The following is a 22,846-nucleotide window of genomic DNA, read 5'->3' as shown; positions in this document are numbered from 1 at the left end:
TGATTGGTTTCAAAAGTAACAAAATGTTACAATCGCTCAAATTTAATTTTTCTTAATAACGAATTGTTCTAATGTTTTGTTAAAACTTATTAATTCTTTAGGGAAAAGTTCATTAAAGGCATTTTGGGTAATTAATTCTTGAGAAGTACCAGTGTATAGTTGTTTTTCAGAAAGCAGTATGAATTCATCTGCTAGTTGGATGGCTATATTTACTTCGTGAGTAGAGATAATAATAGTTTTTCCAGTGTTTTCTACAAGTTTTTTTAATAAAGAAAACACTTTGAAGGTGTGATGTATATCTAGGTGAGCAGTTGGCTCATCTAAAATAATAATTTCGGTATCTTGAGCTAACGCACGAGCAATAAGTACACGTTGTAACTGACCATCGCTTAATTCATAAAATCGCTTGTCTTTCAAATGGGTAATTTCTGTTTGCTCAATTGCCCAAAGAATCTTTTTTAAATGTTCTTGTGTTAGTTTGTCAATCCAGTTAGTGTAAGGTTGGCGACCTAAAGCAACGAGTTCAAAAACAGTTAGTTGACTTAGTGGCAGGCGTTCGGTTAATACCAAACTTAGGGTAGTAGATAATTCTTGGTTGGTATAGGCTGAAAGTTCTTTTTGATTGATTTTTACAACACCTTTTAAAGGTTTTTGAACTTTAGAAATGGTGCGGAGTAAGGTTGATTTTCCAATGCCGTTTTTACCTAATAAAGCGACAAACTTTCCTTTTTCAATAGTTACGTTAATATCCGAAACAATAAGAATTTCTTGCTTTTTTGACTTGTACCCTATAGAAAGGTTTTCTGTTTGTAAGACGATATGTTTTGGTTGCTGTTTGATATGTACTCGTTTAACTATTTATACCATTTTTAAATTCTGAACTTTATACATAAATCTTTTTCTTCCTAATTAATAACCAAATAACTACTGGTGCTCCAAATAAAGAGGTTATAGCGTTGATAGGTAAAGTAAATTCACTTGTAGGTAATTGTGCTATGCTATCGCAAATTAATAGAATAATTGCTCCAATTAAAGCAACTGCAGGTAATAATACTTTGTGGTTTGAGGTAGAAAAAATCATTTTAGCAATATGCGGAACAGCCAATCCAACAAAAGCAATAGGTCCAGAGAAAGCAGTAATGACTCCTGTAAGAATACTTGTAATTAATAAAATAATATTTCTGTTTTTTTTAATGTCAATACCCAAGCTTTTTGCATAGTTTTCACCTAATAAAAAGCTGTTTAAAGGTTTTATAACAGAAAAAGTTCCAAGAATTCCTACAAGGTAAATTGCTCCAAAAACTGAAAGTTCAGCCCAAGTTAGGTTTCCTAAGCTTCCAAAGCTCCAAAATAAATATTGTTGTATTTGCTCCGCTTCACTAAAAAAAGCTAAAACACTAATAACGGCCGATGTTAACGAGCCAAACATTAAGCCGATAATTAAAATAGACATGGTATTTCGGACTTTGTTTGCAGCGATAATAACCGCTGATAATACTAAGAAAGATCCTGCACTAGCAGCAATGGCTAATGCCCAGTTGGAGTAGATTGCTACTAAAAAAAATCCTCCAAAAACACTAGAGCCTAAAATGAGTAATGCTACACCAAGGCTTGCGCCAGAAGATATTCCTAATACGAAAGGACCAGCAAGTGGATTTCTGAATAATGTTTGCATTAACAAACCACTTATGGCTAATCCAGATCCTACCAGTATTGCAGTAATTGCTTTAGGTAAGCGGTAGTTGATAATAATGGTTTCCCAACTATCTTTTGCTACTGGATTACCAAATAAGGAATTGAAAATTTCTTTTAAAGGTATTGATACGGAACCTAAGCTAATGTTTAATAATAAAAAAACGATCAGTAAAACCGATAAAAGTAAAAAATGAAAGGTGTATGTTTTTGATAAATTCAATTAGTTAATTGATTTTAAAAATGCTACTAATTGTTGAATTGCTAATCCTCTATGGCTTATTTTGTTCTTTTCTTCTGAAGTCATTTCTGCAAATGATTTATTGTATCCTTCAGGTTGAAAAATAGGATCATATCCAAAACCTTTTTCACCTTGTTTAGATGTTAAAATAGTTCCTTTACAAACTCCATCAAATAAAAACTGTTTTTTGTCTAAATTTAAACAAATAGAAGTCCTAAACTGAGCATTTCTATCAGTTTTATTATCCAACGCTGTTAATAGTTTTTGCATGTTGTTTTCAGCATTAGCAGGTTCACCTGCGTAGCGAGCAGAATATACTCCTGGTTCTCCATTTAAAGCTTCTACCTCTAAACCTGTATCGTCGGCAAAACAATTATATCCAAATTTTTCGGTAATGTAATTTGCTTTAATCTTAGCATTACCTTCTAAAGTAGTTGCAGTTTCTTCAATATCATCAAAGCAATCGATATCTTTCAAAGAAAGTAACTCAATAGAGCTAGGGAGCATTTTTTGTACTTCAGCAAGTTTGTTTAGATTATTAGTAGCAAAAACTAGTTTCATGTGTTGAAAATTAACAAAAGCAAATGTATTCAATTTTTATCATCTTTGCTGGTGTTTTTATTTTTTATAAAAAAGATATTCGTCTTGAAAGTCTTGTAAATAAAGAGGTATTGTGAGAAGGTAGGGTTAAAAATTATTAAGTACCCTAAAAGGTTTATCGTAAAATTTTTTCCATTTTACGACCTTTAGCTAATTCATCTACAAGCTTGTCTAAATAGCGAACTTGCTTCGTTAACGGAGTTTCGATTTCTTCTATTCGATAACCACAAATAACACCTGTAATTAAATGGGCATTTGGATTTAAGTTGGCTTCTTTGAAGAAGGTTTCAAAAGTTACTTTTTGATCAATTAAGTTGTTTAACATCTGGTTATCAAAACCAGTTAACCATTCAATTATTTGATGTAACTCCCCTTTAGTTCTACCTTTTTTCTCAACTTTCGTAACATAGTGTGGATAAACAGAAGCAAAAGTTATGTTTGCAATTCTTTCGTCGTGTTTTGGTGTTGTTTTCATGTTTTATAGTTAGTGAGAAACTACTTTTAGTCCTACAATTGAAATAATTAAGGTAGTGATAAAAAAGAGTCGCCAAAATGTAGCAGGTTCTTTAAAAATCAGAATCCCAATTAATACTGTTCCTACAGCTCCTATACCTGTCCAAACTGCATAAGCAGTTCCAATAGGTAGCTCTTGTGTTACTTTTATAAGAAGTAACATACTGATAGATAAACAAACTAAAAAGCCTATATACCAGTAAGAAGTTTCAATTCCCGTGGCTTCTTTAGCCTTGCCAAGACAAGCAGCAAAAGCGACTTCAAAAAGCCCAGCTATAATTAATAAAGTCCAATTCATTTATTAAATTTTACTGTTAACTGATTATTTTATATAACAGATTCTCGTTGAGATGTTAATTTATGAAAATTTTTATTAGTAAGTAATTCTGCTACTTTATTTCTTCCCTCAGCTCCATTTTCTAATATATAAGCTAATTCTTTTGGAGTTAAAAGTGTTATGTTAACCAATGCTATTTCTTCAATACTTAATTTTAAAGAGTCACTAATACTGTTATTTTTTAAACCTAACAATATACCAACCTCTTCATCTTCATTTACAAAATATTCAGGTAATCCACTACTATCAATAGTAGTGGAAATGTAGGTGTAATCATTTATAGTATATGAAATATTAGGGTTAGCAGCAGCAATATTACTTGCTCTTCGTATAACTTTAAATTCCCAAGAATCAATAACCTGTTGAATGTCTTCATATTTATTACCGCTAATTGCATAGAGCTCTAAACCAATACCGTTATAGGTTTGGTTTTCTGAGTTTGTATCGTAGTCGTCATATGGATCACTTAATCCATCTGTAGCTATAATAGTTTCATTATCAGTATTGATTCCTATATGTGCTTGTCGCAAAGAAGGCCATTTTGGCCCTCCTAAAAAGGTAGGGTTAATCATACTTCCTATAACATCAGAAAAAGGAGTTCCTGTTTGTTGCCAGTATTCATTTCTAATCTCAGATGAGCGTTGAAAATGTTGTTCGTAATTCATAATGTTGTGTATTGTTTATAGTTTTTACAGTGTAAAAAAAATGATTTAAACACCTTCTTTATTAACTATACCTCCCCATTCGTCGGAGTAAACATATTTGCCATTTTCAAGATTGTTACAATAGTTTTCAAAGAAAATTTTAAAAGAAGGAGCAATAAATTCTCTTATACTATCGTCATGCCACATCCTTATTATTTGCCCTTTGGTTCCATTTTCAGTAGGGTCCATATCTATACAAAGATGATTTCCTGATCCGTCATAGGTAATTGGTATCCATTTAGGGTTCCACCAAAAGTTTTTAATTTCTTCGTCAGGCTCAGCTTCACAATCATCAAAGTCTCCACTGTGATATAAATCATACCAAATTTTCCATTCGTCCATTATTCGGTCAGAAGAAAGTAACTCTTCAGCATCTATAAAACCATCAGCATTGCTATTTTGACCATTGTGTATACTTAAAAAGGCTATAAAGTCTTCAGGTAATTCTGTTTGTATAGTTTGTTGTAATTGTTTTATTTCTTCTGGTTGAACTGAAGGTTGAAGTTCTTTTGATAAATGAGGAGCGTTTGAAGTGATCCAATTTTTAAATCTGTTCCATAAGTTTTCAATTTCAATTTTTTGATTTTTCATTTTAATTATTTTTTGTAGTATAATATTGGTGCTTATTAAACTCTCTTACAAAAAATGGATAGAGTTTTCCATAGTACTTTTAAATTCTTGAGCTAAAGTACTATGTGTAGAAAATGCTAAAGGAAGTTTTTTCGCTAATTTTTCGTTAAAAAGAGTAGAGGAGACTAAAACTGCATTCCTAGTTTAAAGTTTAGCACTCTTCCCGTCATGTAGTTAGGAATACCGTATTGGTTTTTACTGTAAGCATCACGTACCCATGTGTTGGTATTGGAGTTACGAATATCAAAAATGTTAAAAAGTTCTAAACCAGCAGTAAGCTCTTTAAAACTTCTTAAAAAACCTGTTGTATGTTGTTTGTTAGCATCTGCAAAAACATAAGAAATTCCTACATCAGCACGTTTGTAATCGTTTAAACGGTTTTGAAATTGATATACATCTGAATATGCAGGAGCTCCACCTGGTAAACCTGTATTGTAAACTAAGTTTAAGTAGGCTTTCAAATCAGGTAAGTTAGGTACATAATCTTGAAATAGTACACCAAACTTTAAACGTTGATCGGTTGGTCTAGCAATGTAACCTCTATTGTTACTATTTTCTTCGGTTTTTAAATATCCAAAGCTTACCCAACTATCGTTACCCGGAACAAACTCACCATTTAAGCGAACGTCTAAACCATAAGCATAGGCATCAGTAACGTTGTCTGCACGATAACGAATACGGACATTATCTACAGAATAAGCATTTACATCAGATAAGTCTTTATAATAGAGTTCGGTAACTAATTTAAAAGGACGCTCCCATACGTTAAAACTATATTCATTCCCAGCAACTAAGTGAATTGACTTTTGTGCTTTTACTTCGGGATGTACTTGTCCGTCATAATCACGTAATTCTTTATAAAAAGGAGGTTGTGAATACCATCCGCCAGATATTCTAAATAGCATATCGCTCTCCCAATTAGGTTTTATAGCAAATTGTGCTCTAGGACTAAAGATTGTTTGAGAATAACTATTAGTAGAAGCTGTTTTTATAGACCAATAATGAGCACGAACGCCAATATTCATCCAAACTTGGTGGTCGTTCCACATTGTTTTTCTACTAAATTGTAAAAAACTAGTAATACGGTTAATGTCTGTTTCATTTTCTGCTCTCACATTTCTGTAAGGCTCAATAGGACCTGTAAAAGGTTCGTATGGTTGATTATTAGGAATATGGTGTGGTGGACGAACAGAAAAACCTAAAGAATCTATCACTTCCCATTCACGAATGCGGTCTTTACTATTTTCTTTCTGGTATTTGATACCAGCTTTCCATTCATTGTTACCGTCTTTTAAAGTAGCTTTTAGTTGAATATTGCTGATTAAAGCATCCAAGTCGTTGCGTGCATGATTAATTTGCGAACCTATTCCTTGAGAAAATTCAACTTCACCAAAATTTTCAGCACCAATATTGCTATTTACTTCGCCTATGGCGTAAGCGGCAGCAATATCAAAATATTCTTCTTCTTGTGTATTAAAAGAAGAAATTGTACCTGTAAGTTTTAGGTTGTCGTTAACTTGATAATCAGCAGAAAGTGCTCCAAATAAGGTTTGAAAACGATCTTTTTCTTGCCCTTGATAAAAAACGATCAATTCTAGCGGATTCGTTAAAGTTCCAAATCGGGTTTTGCGAGTTAATGGTTGGTAATTATAGTTGTTAAGAGAGAAGTTCCCTAAGAGGTTTAATGTAAGTTTGCTAGTTGCTTGGTAGCTTAAAAATGATTGAACATCTGTAAATTGGGGTCTAAAGTTAACTTCAGTCTGTTTATTATTTACAAATAAGCTATTATCACGATAACGAACACCAACAATTGCACTTAGTTTATTATTGGCAAAAGTATCTTCAATGGTAAAACTACCTCCTAACAAACTTAAATCTAGCTGAATGCCAAAGTTGGTTGGCTTTCGATAGGTGATATCTAGTACAGAAGATAATTTATCTCCATATTTTGCTTGAAATCCACCTGCAGAAAAATTGATATTCTGAATCATATGCGGATTGGTAAAACTTAGTCCTTCTTGTTGGCCGGAACGGATTAAAAAAGGGCGGTAGACTTCAATTCCATTTACATATACTAGGTTCTCATCAAAATTACCTCCACGAACATTGTATTGAGTGCTTAATTCATTGTTGTTACTAACTCCAGGGAGTGTCATCAATATATTTTCAACACCGGCATTGGCACCAAGTATGTTTTTTACTTTTTTAGTTTTTATTTTGGTAATACCCTGTGCTTCTTTTTGTTGGTTTTTAACAATAACTTCTTCTAATTCTTCACTCTTAATTTGTAAAGTAGGAGAGAAGTTAAAGCTTCTTTTTCCTCTAGAAGTGAATTTTTTTACCAAAGTTTTATAGGAAACATGAGTAAATGTAACAGTAACAGTTTTGCGAATAGGAATGGTAAATTGATACATTCCGTTGGCATCGGTAGTAGTTCCTTTTGATAAATAAGAAATCGCAACTCCTTCAATTGGTGTATTGAATTTATTGGTAATGATTCCTTTTACTGTAGCTGTTTTTTGTGCAAAAACGAGTGAAGGGAACAGTAATAAAAGAATAAATTTTTTCAAGCTTGTTTAGTTTACTTTTCTGAAAAATGTTGCTGAAACTGTTTCAGTATTACCCACATTATCAGAGACTACAAGTTTAAAAATATGTTTGCTACCTACCAACTTTTTATCATTAAAATCGTACGTTAAGATTCTTTTTTTATGATTATACTCCATTAAAACCCATTCACCATCAATAGTAGCACGGTAATTTTTAATACCAGTATCTTTATCTCCAATTTTAACTTTAAGAGTTTTGTTTTTAGAAATCCATTGATTATTGCTAAAGTTATATAATTGAATAGTTGGTTTTTCAGTATCGAAACGCAAAGCATAACTACCTAAAAGCTTTGTGCTCGTATATACCTTATCTATTTTTTTTCTTGTAGATGTATACCTCGGATATTTAGGATTTGTAACATTAGCTATATACACCTGTTGCTTTTGATTTTCTGTTAAAAAAGAGGTCTCAAAAGTTAGCGTATAACGTTTGTCTAAAGGAATTGTAGGGTCGTGAATTTTAGCAGTACCATTTTCTACCTTAAAATCGATAAAGCAATCTTCGTAAAAGGTGTTTTTTGGAAAAGCAACAGTTATATTTTTCAGATGGAACTTATTAAAACTAGCAGCGGTAACTTTATAGTTGGTGGTATCTTTTTGTTTGTATACTAAGTTCGCTTCAATTCCTTTAACAGGTATGGTTACTTTAGAGGTATTGTGTTTAAAATCTTTGGCAATAATTTCAATACTGTAATTCGCTCCATTTTCAATATGAATTTTTCCATTATTAACTAAATCTTTATATAAACTAAGTTTGTTGGCTTCTACTTTATGTGTTTTTTGTATTTTATTTTTATAGTTTTTGTAATGTTTATAATCAATTAACAGGTTAATGTATTTGCTTTCGGCAAAAGAAAAGGTTTCAAGATCATGATAATACATGCGTTTACCATTTACCTTCATTTCTAAACTATAAATTCCATTTTTGTTCAAAGCACCATTTAATCTGTCAAATACGCTAATACCAAAGCCAATAGTACCGCTAGCGGTTATTTTTTCAGCTATATAATTACCATGGCCGTTATTTTTAAAAGAAACTACAGATGCTAAAGCAGAATTGTTAATTCTCGCATCATCACTTAACGGATAAGCCATTAATTTTTGAACAGTAGGTGTTTTATCATCTTCGGCATTTAAACCAAAAAGCATCGGATTGATAATATGTTCGGTTTTCGTATTTCTAATTTCATAGTGTAGGTGCGGGCCGCCAGAGCTACCTGTGTCGCCAGTATAACCTATTATCTGTCCTTTTTTTACAGGGAATTTATCTGGTTTTAGAAAAAGGTTTCCTGTGTTGTATTTTTCTTTTTGATACTGGATACTTTTTACATATTGTTGAATGCTTGGTTCAAATCGTTTTAAATGTGCATATACAGTTGTGTAACCATTAGGGTGAGTTATATACAACGCTTTTCCAAAGCCATATTGTTGTACTTTAATGCGAGAAACATATCCATTAGCAGGAGCATGAATAGGAATACCTTCTTTTCCAAGAGTTTTCATATCTATACCAGAATGAAAATGATTGCTACGCAACTCTCCAAAAGTACCTGATACTACTACTGGTATTTTTAAAGGGTTTGAAAAGTAATTTCGAGGGTACTTATTTTGAGCATTACCACTGATAAAAAAGACGAATAAAATAAGAGAACAATAAAATTTCAAAATGCAATAGTTTAAAGCAAAACTAGTAAAAATCTACTAAAAACCTTAGGGGTTCATAATCAGTGTTTTGGTAAAAAATACTAAAAGAGTTGCTAATTATAAGTTATATTAATAACTTTGTGAGAATAGTTTTATTCTCTATAATAAATGAGTAACCCTTTAGAAGCAGTTCATTTACTGGAAGATAAGTTGAAGAACTTACTTTCAAATTATGAGTTTTTGAAAGAAGAAAATAAAGTTTTACTTCAAAATAACGCGGAGTTACAAGTTTTATTACAAGAAAAAGAGAGGCAATTAGAAGAACAGCAAAAACAATTTAATTTGCTGAAAGTTGCAAAAACTATTGAGGGCAGTAACGAAAATACAAGAGAAACAAAACTCAAAATAAATGCTTTGGTTCGAGAGATTGATAAATGCATTACTCTTTTGAACACATAATATAAAGTTCTTTAGCATGTCAAAGATAAAAGTTAATGTAGTAATTGCTGGTAGAACGTATCCATTAAGTGTGAATAGTACCGATGAAGAAGAAGGGTTACGTAAGGCAGCAAAAAGTATTAATGAATTGATAGCTAAGTTTGAACAAAGTTATGCGGTAGCAGATAAGCAAGATGTTTTAGCCATGAGTGCTTTACAGTTTGCGTCAAAAGCAGAAATAGTATCATTAAAAAATACTAAAGAAAAAGCCGAGGTATTGCAAAAGATAAATGAATTGACTAACTTGCTAGAAGATCATTTATAAAACGTTCTTTAAAATATATTATTTAATATACTGCCTACATTAGTACATTGTTTGTTAAACTCAACGTTATTCAATTATAAAGGATGAGTCGTGGTTAGTAAAGCAAGCCGATTTTACCTCGGATCCTTGATCAATCAGTTAATCCTAAACTTGTTATTTTGGAGTTTTTTAAAACCCTATTAATGTAGGCTTTTTTTATACAATCAAATCAAAATTATGGAGGGAATATTATTTCCTGTTTTAGCAGGAATTATAGGTGTAGCAGTAGGTTTTTTTATTGCTAAAATGTTAGAAAAATCTAATGCAAATAAATTAATACAAGAAACAAAAAAAGAGGCCAATAGCATTCTTAAGGAAGCTAAAGTAGAAGCCGAAGCAATAAAGAAAGACAAGATTTTACAAGCTAAAGAAAAGTTTATAGAGCTTAAGTCTGAACACGAAAAAGTAATTTTATCTAGAGAAAAGAAAGTTTCTGATGTTGAAAAAAGAATAAGAGATAAAGAAAGTCAAGTATCATCAGAACTAGATAAAACCAAAAAACTAAACAAACAGTTAGAAAAGAAAGAAGCTGATTTTGATTATAAATTAGAGTTCTTAGAAAAAAAAGAGTCAGAATTAGAAAAAATGCACAAGCGTCACGTAGACATGCTTGAGCAGATTTCTGGACTATCTGCTGATGAAGCTAAAACAGAATTGGTAGCATCGTTAAAAGACGAAGCAAAATCTGATGCTATGTCTTTCATTCAAGACACTATTGAAGAAGCTAAAATGACTGCGCAACAAGAAGCACGTAAGGTAGTTTTAAATACGATTCAAAGAGTGGGAGTAGAGCAAGCTGTAGAAAATTGTGTTTCGGTTTTCAATTTAGAGTCAGACGATGTTAAAGGTCGAATTATTGGTAGAGAAGGGCGAAATATTCGTGCTTTAGAATCTGCAACAGGAGTTGAGATTATTGTTGATGATACCCCTGAAGCAATTATTTTATCGTGTTTTGATCCTGTTCGTCGTGAAATAGCTCGTTTATCTATGCATAAATTGGTTACAGATGGAAGAATTCACCCAGCAAGAATTGAAGAAATTGTTAAGAAAACCGAAAAGCAAATTACTCAAGAAATTATTGAAGTGGGTAAGCGTACGGTGATCGATTTAGGAATTCACGGTTTGCATCCTGAATTGATTAAAACTGTTGGACGAATGAAGTATCGTTCTTCTTATGGTCAGAACTTATTGCAGCACTCACGTGAAGTGGCAAACCTTTGTGGTCTTATGGCTGCTGAAATGGGCTTAAATGCTAAAGCAGCTAAGCGTGCAGGTTTATTACACGATATTGGTAAAGTACCTGAAACAGAAAGTGAATTACCACACGCATTATTAGGAATGCAATGGGCTGAAAAATATGGAGAGAAGCCAGATGTATGTAATGCAATTGGGGCTCACCACGATGAAATTGAAATGAAGAGCTTAATAGCCCCTATCGTTCAAGTATGTGATGCAATTTCTGGAGCAAGACCAGGTGCCCGTCGTCAAGTGTTAGATTCTTATATTCAACGTTTAAAAGATTTAGAAGATATTGCTTTCGGATTTAACGGAGTGCAAAAAGCCTATGCTATCCAAGCCGGACGTGAATTAAGAGTTATGGTAGAAAGTGCTAAAGTAAACGATACTAAAGCTGCTGAATTATCATTTAATATTTCTCAAAAGATTCAGAACGATATGACTTATCCTGGACAGGTTAAAGTAACGGTAATTAGAGAAACCAGAGCGGTTAACGTAGCTAAATAGTTTGCGGTACTTTATAAAATAAAAAATCCCTCATCAAAACTGATGAGGGATTTTTGTTTACTCATGGTTTCTTCTCGATTTCCCTTTTTGTTCAGGCTTTCCTTTTCTGTACTTATTGTTGTACTTTTTATTTTTGAAAGCTTTTTGTTTACGTCTTTTTATAATTTTACTACGCTTTCCAATTTTAGCATTTGGTAAGGCTCTATAGTAGTAAAAATTAGTGTCTTCTCTAAACTGACGATAGTTTCTTCCAAAGTCTTTTCTGTAAAAATATACATCGTCATAATCAAAAATATCACCTATATTTATATCGATATTTACATCAACCCCATCATCGTAATAATACTGATCATCTCCATAATGGTGATGTCCTCCTGGTTTTACATATCCTCTAAACCTTGGATTTCCCCATCTATCGTATTGGATATGCAGGTTTCCTACTTTAAATAAGTTTCCGAACTTATACCTCATAAATACACTACCAATTCTTTTTACATTTCCTCTGGCATCGTAATTTATATACACATTTCCTACACTTCTAACACGACCTCTTCTATCACGTTTTATACGTACACCGTAATCTGAATATCGATCGTAGTGGGTATTAAAGTCGAAATCTCCGTTTAAAAATACATGAAATTGGATTCCTCTTTCAACAAAGGTAACAGCGTCATTATAACGGTTTGTAACCCCAATTTTGCTAGTTGATTTTTCAATGTTGTCGGCATTTACAGTTGTTAATGACATCATTGCTAATAATAATAGTATCCCTGTTCTCATAATTGCTAATTTTAGGGTTATGCTTACTCTATATGCTTTTCGGCTTCCGCAGTTGTTGTATGTTTTTCAAAGAACGTGCCAAAAAATATATTAACACTTTTTTAAAGAGTTAATATAAAAAGCTTTTTTGTGTTAGGTGGCTGATATATAGTATCTTATTTTGAATTGGAAAAATAATTTATTTGTCCCCGTAAAAAGTTCTATATTTATACGACTTACTTGAAAACTTATAGGTACGAATGATAGCAGCTATTGATAAAAATTTACAAAGAGGAATTAAACTATTGGAAGCGATTAGTGATGAACAATACAGTGATACATCTATTCCACCTTATTATTCGAGTATAGGGGCTAATATGAGACATATTTTAGATGTCTTTGCCTGTATTTTTAATGGATTAAATAAAAAATGTGTTGATTTTTCTGATAGAGAGCGCAATCAATTAGCAGAGCAAAAAACAGCCTCTGGTATTGCATATTTTAATGAAGTTATTGAACAATTATATTGTTTAAAGACGGAAGATTTTGATACAATTATTGCTGTTACTGACGATTTAGGAACAGGAAAGGTTACGGCAAATTATACTTTAGGTAGCGCTTTGATACAAGCGCACAGTCATGCAATACATCATTTTGCTAGTATCGGGTTTATTATAAATCAATTAGGGATAGAATTGCCGGATGCCGATTTTGGATATAATCCTACTACTCCAAAAAAAGTGTTAGTAAAATAATTATCGGTTAATATAAACCCAGCCCTTCTTAAGTTTTTGATACGCATTTGGTTCATCTCCCAATTCTAGGTAGTAGAAATAGGTTGCTGCTGGAAGTTTATCTTCTCTATTAATGGTTGCTCTACCATTAGAGGTACCATCCCAATCATTTTTATAGTCTTCAGTTTGGTACACAATATTTCCCCAACGGTTATAAATAACCAGCTTGTTGTGAGTGTATTCATTTACCTCGTCAAAAACCAAGAAGTCGTTAAGATTGTCGCCGTTTGGAGAAATTAAAATGTTGTTATTATTGGTTTTAATTTTATCATCTAGTAATGAGCCGATAGTAATTACTTCATAATTGTCAGGAATAAATGCAGCTGATGTAATTGTTCCTTCAGACAAATCTCCAGTAACCCTTAATACGTCTAAATTTACCCATTGACTTTCAGTTTTACTCCAACCTACTACAATTAATTGCGAAATTTGATTCGCTAAAGAAGCAATATCACTACGACTATTCCATGTTAATGTAATCTGGGTTTCATTTTTTCCGTCTAAATCCCAAAATTCAATAGTGCTAATATTTTCAATTAGAGCTTGTTTTTGGTCTGTTAAAAAATTAACAGTAAAAGTAGTTGGAAAATTAGGGTCTTCGTAAAAATATGCTCCCTTAAAAAAGTAGTATTTATTAGTGTGAGGTAAGCTCATGGGACGTAGCATTGCTCCGTCTCCTATAGGAAAAGAAAAACTAGAAGTGTTTTTGTTACCTTGTTTTAAAGAGGTGTATCCGTTTATATGTCGTTCATTATCTTCACCTGCATAGAAGTCATAATCTATAAAATCGAAGGAAATATTTGTGTTATTTCTGGGGGTGATGACTTGTCCGTTAATAAAACTTAACTGATTGCGTACTCCTAAAGAATTAAACAATTCTAAGTTTTGTAGTGCATCAATTTCTACATTAAAAAAGGTAACTTGATTAGTTCCAGAAATAGTTCTAACCTCGTTATCAGCATAAAAACCAGCAAAACCTGTATAGTTATCTAACGTGCCATTATTAACGATGTTGGTGTGAAAACCAATTTTAGCACCATCATGTAATTGGACGTTACCTGAATTGTGAAAAGCGTTTTGTGCTGTTGTAATAGTAATACAACTTATAAATAAAATAAACGATATGTGTTTTCCACGAAAAATCATTTGTTTACTCTATAAGTTATACGGCGGTTGGTAATTATTCTTTTATTACATGATATAATCTCAACTGAAACGGTATTTGTGTTTGAGATAGCTCCACTTGTAGCCGTAACTTCATAAATATAAGTGCCTACTATAGTAGGAGAATCAGTTGGGTTTTCATTTGTAGAGGAAAATGTATAAGCTACAGGAGAGGAAGTGACTGTCCAAGTGTATGAGGCACTACCAGCATCGGTACCTGATGGGTTAGCGAATAAATTTACTGTTTGACCAGAACAAACAGGAGTGTTAGAAGTAGGGGCTACGCCCAAGTTACCTCCATTATTATTTGCTTCGTTAAACGTTAAGGGTTTTGGGTTTGGACCTCCACCATTACAGTTTGTATATCTTGTTGTACCGATGTATAAAATTTTTTGAACATTACAGCCAGCTGGGTTTATATAAATACCGTGATCGGTACCTAGGGTTAAACCATCTGGATTGGAGTTTTCAATAAAGAATGAAGCATTTGTGGTTAAAGACAAAGATACATTAGCATCCCATCTTAAAAGGCCGTCATAGGCTATGTTAAACTCAAGTGTATTAATGCTAGAGGTACCAGTGATGGATAATGTTTCAATAACGGGGGTTCCAGTTCGATCACCTATGGTTACTGAATTAATAGTATTACTAATTGCGCTATTAATTGTTACTGTAGCTCCATTAGAAATAGTAACATCGTTTGTGCCTGCTACTTGACCAGGATACGTTGTTGCAGGAATCCAAGCAACACCATTGTACACTTCCCAAATACTAGTAGTTGTCCAGTTGCCCGAAGCTATAGTTCTGTAATCATTTAAAGATTGAGAAAATATATTAGTCGTAGATAATACCAAAAAGGAAAATATAGATATAGTTAAAAACTTCATAGATTATCTTTTTAAGTATTATTTTACAACAAATACCACATTAATTATAGTGTTGTCATCCGCAGGTATGTTATCTACACTATAAGTCATTAATCCGTTATCATCTATACTGTTAATAGTTAAGATAGACGTGTCATAATCGGTAACGTAGTAGTATAATTCATCAGCATTATAAGTAGGTATAGTAGCTGGAGCACTAGTACTACCAACGGCAGGACTATTAAATTGAGTTGTGTATTGAGTATATAAGTTAATGGTTCTACCCGAACCAGTTGTACTGGCATCTATAGCAATAGAAGGCGGATAGAATATTCTAGAAGCTTTGGTAGGAGCTATTTGCTCCCAAACACCATCATTGTATATATATATGGTGCTATGTTCACCTGAAGTTAATTCATAAATAAAAAAATCATTTTCTATAGGGGTGTAACCTACAGGGAAAGAATAAGTAGCAGGTGTACTTGTAGAAGAGTTTGATGTTTTTGTTACAGTGTTTTGTTGGTTGTTAACCCATTCTACACCTGTGCCCGTAGAACTTAGTATTTGACCAGAAGTTCCAGCAGAGTCATTAACATCTAATAATGTATTGTTAAATTCTGTAGGACTTTGTAACATAATGTTGTTTGGAGCAGAAAGTTGTATAGTACTAGCAGATGAAAGCTGAATAGTGCTACCAATTCCTGTAGCGCTTATTTGCATATTATTGATAGCATTCATTTGAATAGTATTGTCACTAAATACTTGAATACTATTATTACTAAATAATTGAAAGTAAGTTAAGTTTTCAAAAGTTAACCCAAAATTATTGATACCGCTTAATTTACGATTTGCTGTTAAAGCATCATCAGCAGTATAGATGTTTTGAGAAGCTAATGTAGAGGTGATTAATTTCCAACCATCTACAGTATCATATATTTTTATTTGATTGTTGGTAGTATCGAACCAAACATCGTTTTCAACTGGAAGTGTAGGGGCTGTTGTAGAGGTAGTTACAGTATTGTTGTTAACTGTTTGTATAGTTCCTTTATTATCAATAACCCTAACTTCTTGTGCATTGATACTAAAAGTTAATAGTACCAATGCAAAAGTTAGTATAAATGTTTTTATATGTTTAATGTTTTTGAACATTAATATTAATTGATGTAGTGTACTTCAATAACATCTCCTAGATATAAAGGTAAGTCAGCAGAGATATTTATATCAATAGATCCAGCTGTAGTTGCAGTGAAATCAGTATTCCAACGTAATTTTACTCCATTTCTAAATACAAATAACTTAGCTTCATTTGTAGCGTCAATAACAGGTAAACCAGCTACAAGAATACTTTCTGTAGGTCCAGTAGTATTAGTTGGAGGGGTAGCTTCTCTTCTTATAGCTGTAACTTGGAATAAGTCAGCTAATTGTATTTTTTGGATAGCTCCAGAATCTTCATCTCTGATTAATACTGTAAAACCAGTTCCACCAGCAGCAGCATCTCCGTCATGAGATTCACGATCAACAGCGTTTGTAGAAGCAGTACCCGCAGTGACTAACTCTAATCCATCTAAAGCAAATTCTGTTCCTGTTCCAGCTGTAATATATGTGTTTTCAGTTAGTGTACCTCCTAATTGCCAAGTAGTAACTACACCACCACTAGGTGTTGTGTTGGTAAAAGAAGTTAAACCATTTTCAGCTTGTAAATATTTAATAGTACCCTTATTGTCTACTAATTTCACTGTACCTCCATTATTACCTAGAGTAGTAGCTCCTTGTACAATAATATCGCCAGAGGTAGTTTGTGCACTAACAGTACCCACAGCAAGGAAACCAACGGCTACTAAAGCGACTTTTAATTTGTTTGTAATTGTTTTCATGATTTTTGAGAATTGATTGCGTTATTAAACTTTTTTATTGGTTATTTATTAATATAATTGAACTATTCGTATTTCATCACCTGCATAGCATATAGCATCAGGTTCTATGGTAATTGTTGTAGGATTGTCTACGGTAAAATCGATTCTAACTCCGTTTCTGTATACATTAATTTTATCAGTTGTGTATAATATAAGACCAGTAAATGTTACTTGTCCATCTGTAGCTGTAATTTTTGTAACGTCTTCTCTTAGTAAATTAGAACTGTCTACTTTTTTCAAAACCCCAGTGGTTCTGTTTACTGTAACTATATCGTCAGTTGTAGTATTTCCATTTTCTAAACCACTAATAGCTAATGTATTTGTAGTACTAGTTTCAATAGTGGTAGGTTGAATTAACACGCCGCCTAATTGAATAGTATTACTAGCGTTTATTAAAAGTCCGTTATTTGCAGATGGTGTTGTGTTAGATGTCACCCAAGTTGTACCATCATAAGCATAAATTATACCGGTGGTTGTATCTACATAAACATCTCCAGGTGTTGGATTGGGAGCGCTACTAGCATTAGGTACTCCATTACCCCTTCTTGGGTTGTTATCTATAGAAATCCAACTAGTTCCGTCCCAAATACTAGTAGTGTTATTTTGAGTATCGTTAATCCAAAAATCACCAATATTATTGTCAGAAGGTGGGGTAGAGGAAGTTGTTACTTTAATTGATTCTCTCGTATTTCCAGAGCCTCCACATAAGCTAACCCATGTAGTTCCATCGTACATAAAAACACAGTTTAAGTCAGTGTTAAAAACTAAGGCACCGCGTAAGGGCTGAATAGCATTCATTTGTGTATCTGTCATTCTGCTAATAACCAATACCTTATCTGAACTTTCTAATTCTAAAATAGAGTTTGAATGTATGGAAGAGGGATTTTCCCCAACTTTAACTTGAGAGAAAGTTGGAATTATTGCACAAAAAAGAAGTAAAGAAAAAAGTAACCTTCTTTCCATTCAGTTGAGTAATTAATTGGTTTAAGACTCGGGGGGATTCTTATAATACATGAACATGTATTCACTTACAAATATAGAAAAGATTTTTTATTTGGAGAGACGTTTAATTTTTTTTGTATACTTTTTTAATAAAATAATTTCATTAAGAAAGCTCAGAGAATCTTTGTAGGGGGTGTTAAAATTTTTGTGGTTTGTAATAGCAATAGTAAAAAGTGATTTCCAATGTGTTCTTATAGCTTTTAAGGCTTTTAAATAGGTGTAGTTTTGCGAATCGTAAATATGAGTAGGTTCTGCTATAATTCCGTTAATTTCTAGTATTTTAAAATTTATGCCTTCCTCTAATTCTTGAAAAGTATTGTATTTTAAATCAATTCGTCCATAGTACCAACCAGGAATTGATTTACTTAGTTTGTCAAAGGTGGCTGTTAGTTTATCACTTATTAAATAATTACCATTAATAAACTGAGTTCCTTTGGAATGATTTCCCACAGCTGTAAGTTTAATAACCTTATTTTTAATAGGAATTTCCATAAGTTTGTCTAGATGGATTTTGGCAAATAAATCTAGGTACAATTTGGCTCTTTCATCAGCCAAAATTAATTCTTTTAAAGTAGAGGTTCCGTCTCCAGTAACAGATAAAAAACGTTTTAGCGTTAAGGAAGAAATTTTACCTGTATCTTCTTTGGGGTTCCTGTGGTAAAATATGCCACACTCATTTTCATAGTCTAAGAACTCTTGAATAATAATATCAATAGCATATTTTTCAAGATAGTTTTTTAAGGCTTTTTTTGAGGCTATTTTTTCAACCAACAAGCCTCTAAAGCCTATATCAGGTTTAGCAATTAATGGAAAGTTGATTTTTTGTTTTTGAATATTTTTATAAACGATTTCAAAATCAGTATTTGGTTTAATTAAAACTGACTTTGGTCGGTGTTTTTCAGGAACTAATAAAATTGTTTCGTACTTACTTTCTGTGCCATTTCCTGAGCTTTTTATACATGGATTAGCAGCGCTAAAAAAAGCCAAATGTTTGGCTTTAAAAGCTAAATAAAAAGCGTATGGAAGATTAGGGAGATAAAACATAGCGGATGGCCAATGCTCCCAATCTGTTATTTTTTTTATGGAATTATTTTTAATCAAAAGTTATTTACTGAAAAGGTGATCTAATATGGTTTTAAATGTTTTAAAGCCATAATATACGGTAAATAGTATTAATAAAATACCAATTGTAAGCAAGGCGTAGGCAATAAAAATCTTTGGAGTTTCTTTAAAAGCTCGTAAAGCTTTAAACGCAACACTTAATACCAAAGGAGCAACAATTAATAAGCCTAAAAAAATAAGAAGCTTTTTTATACCTGTTTCAAAAGTGGTAGGTTTATTCATTGGTAACATTTTTTATTGCTTCACGAACACTTCCATATTTTTTTAATAGTTCACTAGCCGTTTTTTGGTCGATATTTAATTCAGAAGCTAACATTTTTTCTCCCCTATCTACTAGTTTGTTATTCGATAGTTGCATATCTACCATTTTATTTCCTTTAACTCTTCCTAATTGAATCATACTAGCTGTAGAAAGCATATTTAACACTAATTTCTGTGCTGTTCCAGCTTTCATTCGAGAGCTTCCAGTTACAAACTCAGGGCCTACAACGACTTCAATCGGAAATTGAGCAGTTAGCGCCAAAGGACTTCCTTGGTTACAGGTTATACAGCCTGTAATAATACCATTATTATTACATTCTTCTAAGGCAGAAATAACATAAGGGGTTGTACCAGATGCAGCAATACCCACTACAACATCTTTTGATGAAACTTGATGCTCTTGTAGGTCTTTCCATCCTTGATTTGTCGAATCCTCAGCAAATTCAACAGCTTTTCTAATGGCGTAGTCACCACCAGCGATTAGTCCAATAACTAATTCGTGAGGAACACCAAAAGTAGGAGGACATTCACTAGCATCTACAATACCTAACCGACCACTAGTACCAGCACCAATATAAAACAATCGCCCTCCTTTTTTTAAGTTTAAAACAATTTGTTTTGTGAGCTTTTCTATTTGAGGAAGTGCTTTTTCTACAGCCAAAGGAACCGTTTTGTCTTCTTTATTAATGTTAAACAATAACTCTGAAAGACTCATTTTTTCTAAATTATGGTAGTTAGAATCTTGTTCGGTTGTTTTGATAAATTTCATGTTTCAAATTTACTAATTAAAAGTTTTAAGATATTAGAATGTGACGATTATAATTTTGCTGTATTGTAAACTCTGAGCTTAAGAAATAGCAATTCAGAGACAGTTGCTGGTATGCTCATTAGCTTAGGGTATTTTTAAATAAAAAAGCAGGTGATAAAATCACCTGCTTTTTTATTTTAGATAACTAATTTCATTAGATGCTTTGTAAAATTTCATTAAGAGTTTTACTAGGTTGCATAACTGCATTAGCTAAATCGTTATTAGGTTCGTAATATCCACCAATGTTTACAGTTTTTCCTTGCACTGAATTTAACTCTTCTACAATTGTTGTTTCATTTGCAGCCATTTTTGCAGCTATAGGTGTAAACTGAGCTTTTAAAGCTGAATCTTTGTCTTGAGATGCCAACGCTTCTGCCCAATACATAGCTAAATAAAAATGAGAACCTCTGTTGTCTAACTCTCCTGTTTTTCTTGATGGTCCTTTTTTATTGTCTAATAACTTATCAGTAGCATCATCTAAAGTTTCCGCTAATATCTTGGCCTTATTGTTGTCGTTAGTTTCCCCTAAATGCTCTAAAGAAACAGCTAAAGCTAAGAATTCTCCTAATGAATCCCAACGTAAGTGGTTTTCTTCAACTAATTGTTGAACATGTTTAGGAGCAGATCCACCAGCACCCGTTTCAAATAATCCACCACCGTTCATTAATGGAACGATAGATAACATTTTAGCTGAAGTTCCTAATTCTAAAATAGGAAAAAGATCTGTTAAATAATCACGTAATACATTTCCTGTTACAGAAATAGTGTCTTTTCCTTCTTTAACTCTTTCTAAAGTATATTTGGTAGCTTCTACTTGAGATAAGATTTTAATTTCTAAACCTGTAGTATCATGATCTTGTAAATACTTTTCTACTTTTTTGATAATTTCTGCATCGTGTGCTCTTTCTTTTCCTAACCAGAAAACAGCAGGAACTCCTGTAGCTCTTGCACGAGTAACCGCTAATTTTACCCAGTCTTGAATAGGAGCATCTTTTGTTTGGCACATTCTCCAAATATCACCAGCTTCAACAGTATGTGTTAATAAGGTAGTTCCGTTAGCATCAATAACTTCAACTTTTCCATCTGTAGCGATTTCAAAAGTTTTATCGTGAGAACCATATTCTTCTGCTTTTTGAGCCATTAAGCCTACGTTAGGAACCGTTCCCATTGTAGTAGGATCGAAAGCTCCATTTTTAATACAGAAATCGATAGTTTCTTGGTATAAACCAGCATAAGAACTATCAGGAATCACAGCTTTAGTATCTTGTTGTTTACCTTCTTTATTCCACATTTGTCCTGAAGTACGAATCATTGCTGGCATAGAAGCATCAATTATTACATCAGAAGGAACGTGTAAATTGGTAATTCCTTTGTCAGAATTTACCATAGCTACATCAGGATTACTAGTGTAAATAGCTTCAATATCTGCTAAAATTGCCGCTTTTTTATCAGCTGATAACTCTTCTAAATTACTTAATAAGTTACCAAATCCGTTGTTCACATCAACTCCAATTTCTTTAAAAGTATCACCGTGCTTAGCAAATAAATCTTTAAAGAAAACACGAACAGCGTGACCAAATATAATAGGGTCTGAAACCTTCATCATGGTTGCTTTCATGTGTAAAGAGAATAAAACTCCTTTATCGTTAGCATCTTTAACTTGCTCATCTAAGAAAGTTAATAGTGCTTTTTTACTCATAACAGAAGCATCAATTACTTCTTCAGCAAGTAATGATACCTTTTCTTTTAAAACAGTTTTGTTTCCGTTAGCATCTGTATGTACAATTTGTACATCAGTTGCATTAGGTACAGTAACTGATTTTTCACTGTGTGCAAAATCTCCTTCTGTCATTGTAGAAACATGAGTTTTAGAGTCAGCACTCCAAGCTCCCATTGAATGAGGATTCTTTTTTGCGTAGTTTTTTACAGCTTTTGGAGCTCTACGATCAGAGTTACCTTCACGTAAAACAGGGTTTACTGCAGAACCTTTTACTTTATTATAACGTGCTAAAACTGCTTTTTCTTCATCGGTGGTAGCTTCTTCTGGGTAGTCAGGTAAAGCATAGCCCAAAGCTTGTAATTCTTTTATTGCTGCTTTTAACTGAGGAACAGAAGCAGAAATGTTGGGAAGTTTTATAATATTAGCTTCTGGTTTTTTTGCTAAATCTCCTAAAAAAGCCAAAGTGTCTTCAACTTGTTGTTCTTTAGGTAAAAAGTCTGAGAAATTAGCAAGAATACGACCAGCAAGAGAAATATCTTTGGTTTCTACTTCTATGTTAGATGATTTTGTAAAAGCTTTTACGATTGGTAAAAACGAACGAGTAGCTAATGCGGGAGCTTCATCCGTTTTTGTGTACATAATTTTAGCAGTCTTATTCATATGTATAAGTAATAAATTAAATTGTATTTTGAAGTGACGCAAATTTAAGAATTACGGTTGAGTTTTTTGATAGTAAATTGTTATTAATTAAGGTGTTTTATTGCGAATATGATAATTTAAAAAGACTAAATAGAGAATTTGTTATTAAAAATAAAAGCCATATCAAACAATTTCTTGTAATTGATATGGCTTTCTTGAAATAGTAAGAGGTACTGACTTGTATTGCTACATTATCAAATAAAAACAGTGTTTATGCTTTTTC

23 protein-coding genes and 1 other RNA gene are annotated in these 22,846 nt (G+C 32.6%); 5 read left to right on the top strand and 19 right to left on the bottom strand.

Translation table 11 applies throughout. The annotated features are described in order from the left end of the window. Window positions 1-42 precede the first annotated feature (42 nt). From V1T75_RS09015 to V1T75_RS08975, 9 genes are all read right to left on the bottom strand, one after another. Window positions 43-747, bottom strand: coding sequence for an ABC transporter ATP-binding protein (locus V1T75_RS09015; RefSeq protein WP_330488321.1), 705 nt, complete (start codon window positions 745-747; stop codon window positions 43-45). A 136-nt stretch (window positions 748-883) separates the two neighbouring features. Beyond that, complete coding sequence (locus tag V1T75_RS09010; RefSeq protein ID WP_330488220.1) at window positions 884-1,915, bottom strand: FecCD family ABC transporter permease; 1,032 nt, start codon at window positions 1,913-1,915, stop codon at window positions 884-886. Further along, complete coding sequence (locus V1T75_RS09005) at window positions 1,916-2,494, bottom strand: non-canonical purine NTP diphosphatase (RefSeq protein ID WP_073183277.1); 579 nt, start codon at window positions 2,492-2,494, stop codon at window positions 1,916-1,918. Window positions 2,495-2,648: 154 nt separating this feature from the next. Continuing rightward, window positions 2,649-3,008, bottom strand: a complete 360-nt coding sequence (locus V1T75_RS09000; RefSeq protein WP_330488219.1) for a DUF2200 domain-containing protein — start codon at window positions 3,006-3,008, stop codon at window positions 2,649-2,651. Window positions 3,009-3,017: 9 nt separating this feature from the next. After that, on the bottom strand, window positions 3,018-3,344 hold the full coding sequence (locus V1T75_RS08995) for a DMT family transporter (protein ID WP_330488218.1): 327 nt from the start codon (window positions 3,342-3,344) through the stop codon (window positions 3,018-3,020). 29 nt (window positions 3,345-3,373) lie between these two features. Continuing rightward, window positions 3,374-4,048: a hypothetical protein gene (locus V1T75_RS08990; protein ID WP_330488217.1), complete on the bottom strand. Its 675-nt coding sequence runs from the start codon at window positions 4,046-4,048 to the stop codon at window positions 3,374-3,376. Window positions 4,049-4,093: 45 nt separating this feature from the next. Beyond that, window positions 4,094-4,678: an SMI1/KNR4 family protein gene (locus V1T75_RS08985; protein ID WP_330488216.1), complete on the bottom strand. Its 585-nt coding sequence runs from the start codon at window positions 4,676-4,678 to the stop codon at window positions 4,094-4,096. A gap of 164 nt (window positions 4,679-4,842) precedes the next feature. Continuing rightward, window positions 4,843-7,287 carry a carboxypeptidase-like regulatory domain-containing protein gene (locus V1T75_RS08980; RefSeq protein ID WP_330488215.1) on the bottom strand — a complete coding sequence of 815 codons (2,445 nt, stop codon included), beginning with the start codon at window positions 7,285-7,287 and terminating at the stop codon, window positions 4,843-4,845. 6 nt (window positions 7,288-7,293) lie between these two features. Continuing rightward, on the bottom strand, window positions 7,294-8,991 hold the full coding sequence (locus V1T75_RS08975) for a M23 family metallopeptidase (RefSeq protein WP_330488214.1): 1,698 nt from the start codon (window positions 8,989-8,991) through the stop codon (window positions 7,294-7,296). Window positions 8,992-9,138: 147 nt separating this feature from the next. On the opposite strand from V1T75_RS08975, the gene V1T75_RS08970 reads away from it, so the two are divergent. The 4 genes from V1T75_RS08970 (at window position 9,139) to rny (ending at window position 11,515) form a co-directional block, all read left to right on the top strand. After that, entirely contained in the window at window positions 9,139-9,429 is a 291-nt protein-coding gene (locus V1T75_RS08970; RefSeq protein WP_330488213.1) for a hypothetical protein, read from the top strand. A gap of 16 nt (window positions 9,430-9,445) precedes the next feature. Further along, on the top strand, window positions 9,446-9,733 hold the full coding sequence (locus V1T75_RS08965; RefSeq protein ID WP_330488212.1) for a cell division protein ZapA: 288 nt from the start codon (window positions 9,446-9,448) through the stop codon (window positions 9,731-9,733). Between the two features lie 58 nt (window positions 9,734-9,791). Further along, a non-coding RNA gene (ssrS, locus tag V1T75_RS08960) (6S RNA) lies at window positions 9,792-9,900 on the top strand. Window positions 9,901-9,949: 49 nt separating this feature from the next. Next, window positions 9,950-11,515 carry a ribonuclease Y gene (rny, locus tag V1T75_RS08955; protein ID WP_330488211.1) on the top strand — a complete coding sequence of 522 codons (1,566 nt, stop codon included), beginning with the start codon at window positions 9,950-9,952 and terminating at the stop codon, window positions 11,513-11,515. Window positions 11,516-11,572: 57 nt separating this feature from the next. Here the strand turns inward: rny and V1T75_RS08950 are convergent, their stop codons facing one another. Continuing rightward, entirely contained in the window at window positions 11,573-12,295 is a 723-nt protein-coding gene (locus tag V1T75_RS08950; protein WP_330488210.1) for a hypothetical protein, read from the bottom strand. A gap of 239 nt (window positions 12,296-12,534) precedes the next feature. Between V1T75_RS08950 and V1T75_RS08945 the strand changes: the two genes are divergently transcribed. Beyond that, entirely contained in the window at window positions 12,535-13,029 is a 495-nt protein-coding gene (locus tag V1T75_RS08945; RefSeq protein WP_330488209.1) for a DinB family protein, read from the top strand. Here V1T75_RS08945 and V1T75_RS08940 read toward each other — a convergent pair whose 3' ends face one another. The 9 genes from V1T75_RS08940 to V1T75_RS08900 all read right to left on the bottom strand — a co-directional run bounded on the left by V1T75_RS08940 (window position 13,030) and on the right by V1T75_RS08900 (window position 22,584). After that, on the bottom strand, window positions 13,030-14,214 hold the full coding sequence (locus V1T75_RS08940; RefSeq protein WP_330488208.1) for a gliding motility-associated C-terminal domain-containing protein: 1,185 nt from the start codon (window positions 14,212-14,214) through the stop codon (window positions 13,030-13,032). Then, window positions 14,211-15,119 (bottom strand): hypothetical protein, encoded by a 909-nt coding sequence (locus tag V1T75_RS08935; protein WP_330488207.1) that lies wholly within the window; start codon window positions 15,117-15,119, stop codon window positions 14,211-14,213. Before V1T75_RS08935 ends, V1T75_RS08940 begins: the two co-directional genes overlap by 4 nt. Window positions 15,120-15,137: 18 nt before the next feature. Continuing rightward, window positions 15,138-16,247 (bottom strand): hypothetical protein, encoded by a 1,110-nt coding sequence (locus tag V1T75_RS08930; RefSeq protein ID WP_330488206.1) that lies wholly within the window; start codon window positions 16,245-16,247, stop codon window positions 15,138-15,140. Window positions 16,248-16,252: 5 nt separating this feature from the next. Then, on the bottom strand, window positions 16,253-16,972 hold the full coding sequence (locus tag V1T75_RS08925; protein WP_330488205.1) for a hypothetical protein: 720 nt from the start codon (window positions 16,970-16,972) through the stop codon (window positions 16,253-16,255). A gap of 48 nt (window positions 16,973-17,020) precedes the next feature. Then, entirely contained in the window at window positions 17,021-17,974 is a 954-nt protein-coding gene (locus V1T75_RS08920; RefSeq protein WP_330488204.1) for a hypothetical protein, read from the bottom strand. An 87-nt stretch (window positions 17,975-18,061) separates the two neighbouring features. Next, the gene (locus V1T75_RS08915) at window positions 18,062-19,114 is read right to left on the bottom strand and encodes a D-alanine--D-alanine ligase (RefSeq protein WP_330488203.1); all 1,053 of its coding nucleotides are present in this window, start codon (window positions 19,112-19,114) and stop codon (window positions 18,062-18,064) included. A 3-nt stretch (window positions 19,115-19,117) separates the two neighbouring features. Next, a complete protein-coding gene (locus V1T75_RS08910; RefSeq protein WP_330488202.1) occupies window positions 19,118-19,357 on the bottom strand; it encodes a DUF6095 family protein in 240 nt (79 codons plus the stop codon). Next, window positions 19,350-20,165 carry an N-acetylmuramic acid 6-phosphate etherase gene (murQ, locus tag V1T75_RS08905; protein WP_330488201.1) on the bottom strand — a complete coding sequence of 272 codons (816 nt, stop codon included), beginning with the start codon at window positions 20,163-20,165 and terminating at the stop codon, window positions 19,350-19,352. Before murQ ends, V1T75_RS08910 begins: the two co-directional genes overlap by 8 nt. 193 nt (window positions 20,166-20,358) lie before the next feature. Then, window positions 20,359-22,584: an NADP-dependent isocitrate dehydrogenase gene (locus tag V1T75_RS08900; RefSeq protein ID WP_330488200.1), complete on the bottom strand. Its 2,226-nt coding sequence runs from the start codon at window positions 22,582-22,584 to the stop codon at window positions 20,359-20,361. Window positions 22,585-22,846: the final 262 nt, after the last annotated feature.

The organism is Tenacibaculum sp. FZY0031 (genome assembly GCF_036350695.1).
GTDB lineage: Bacteria > Bacteroidota > Bacteroidia > Flavobacteriales > Flavobacteriaceae > Polaribacter.
This window is presented reverse-complemented; position numbering and strand designations above follow the sequence as displayed.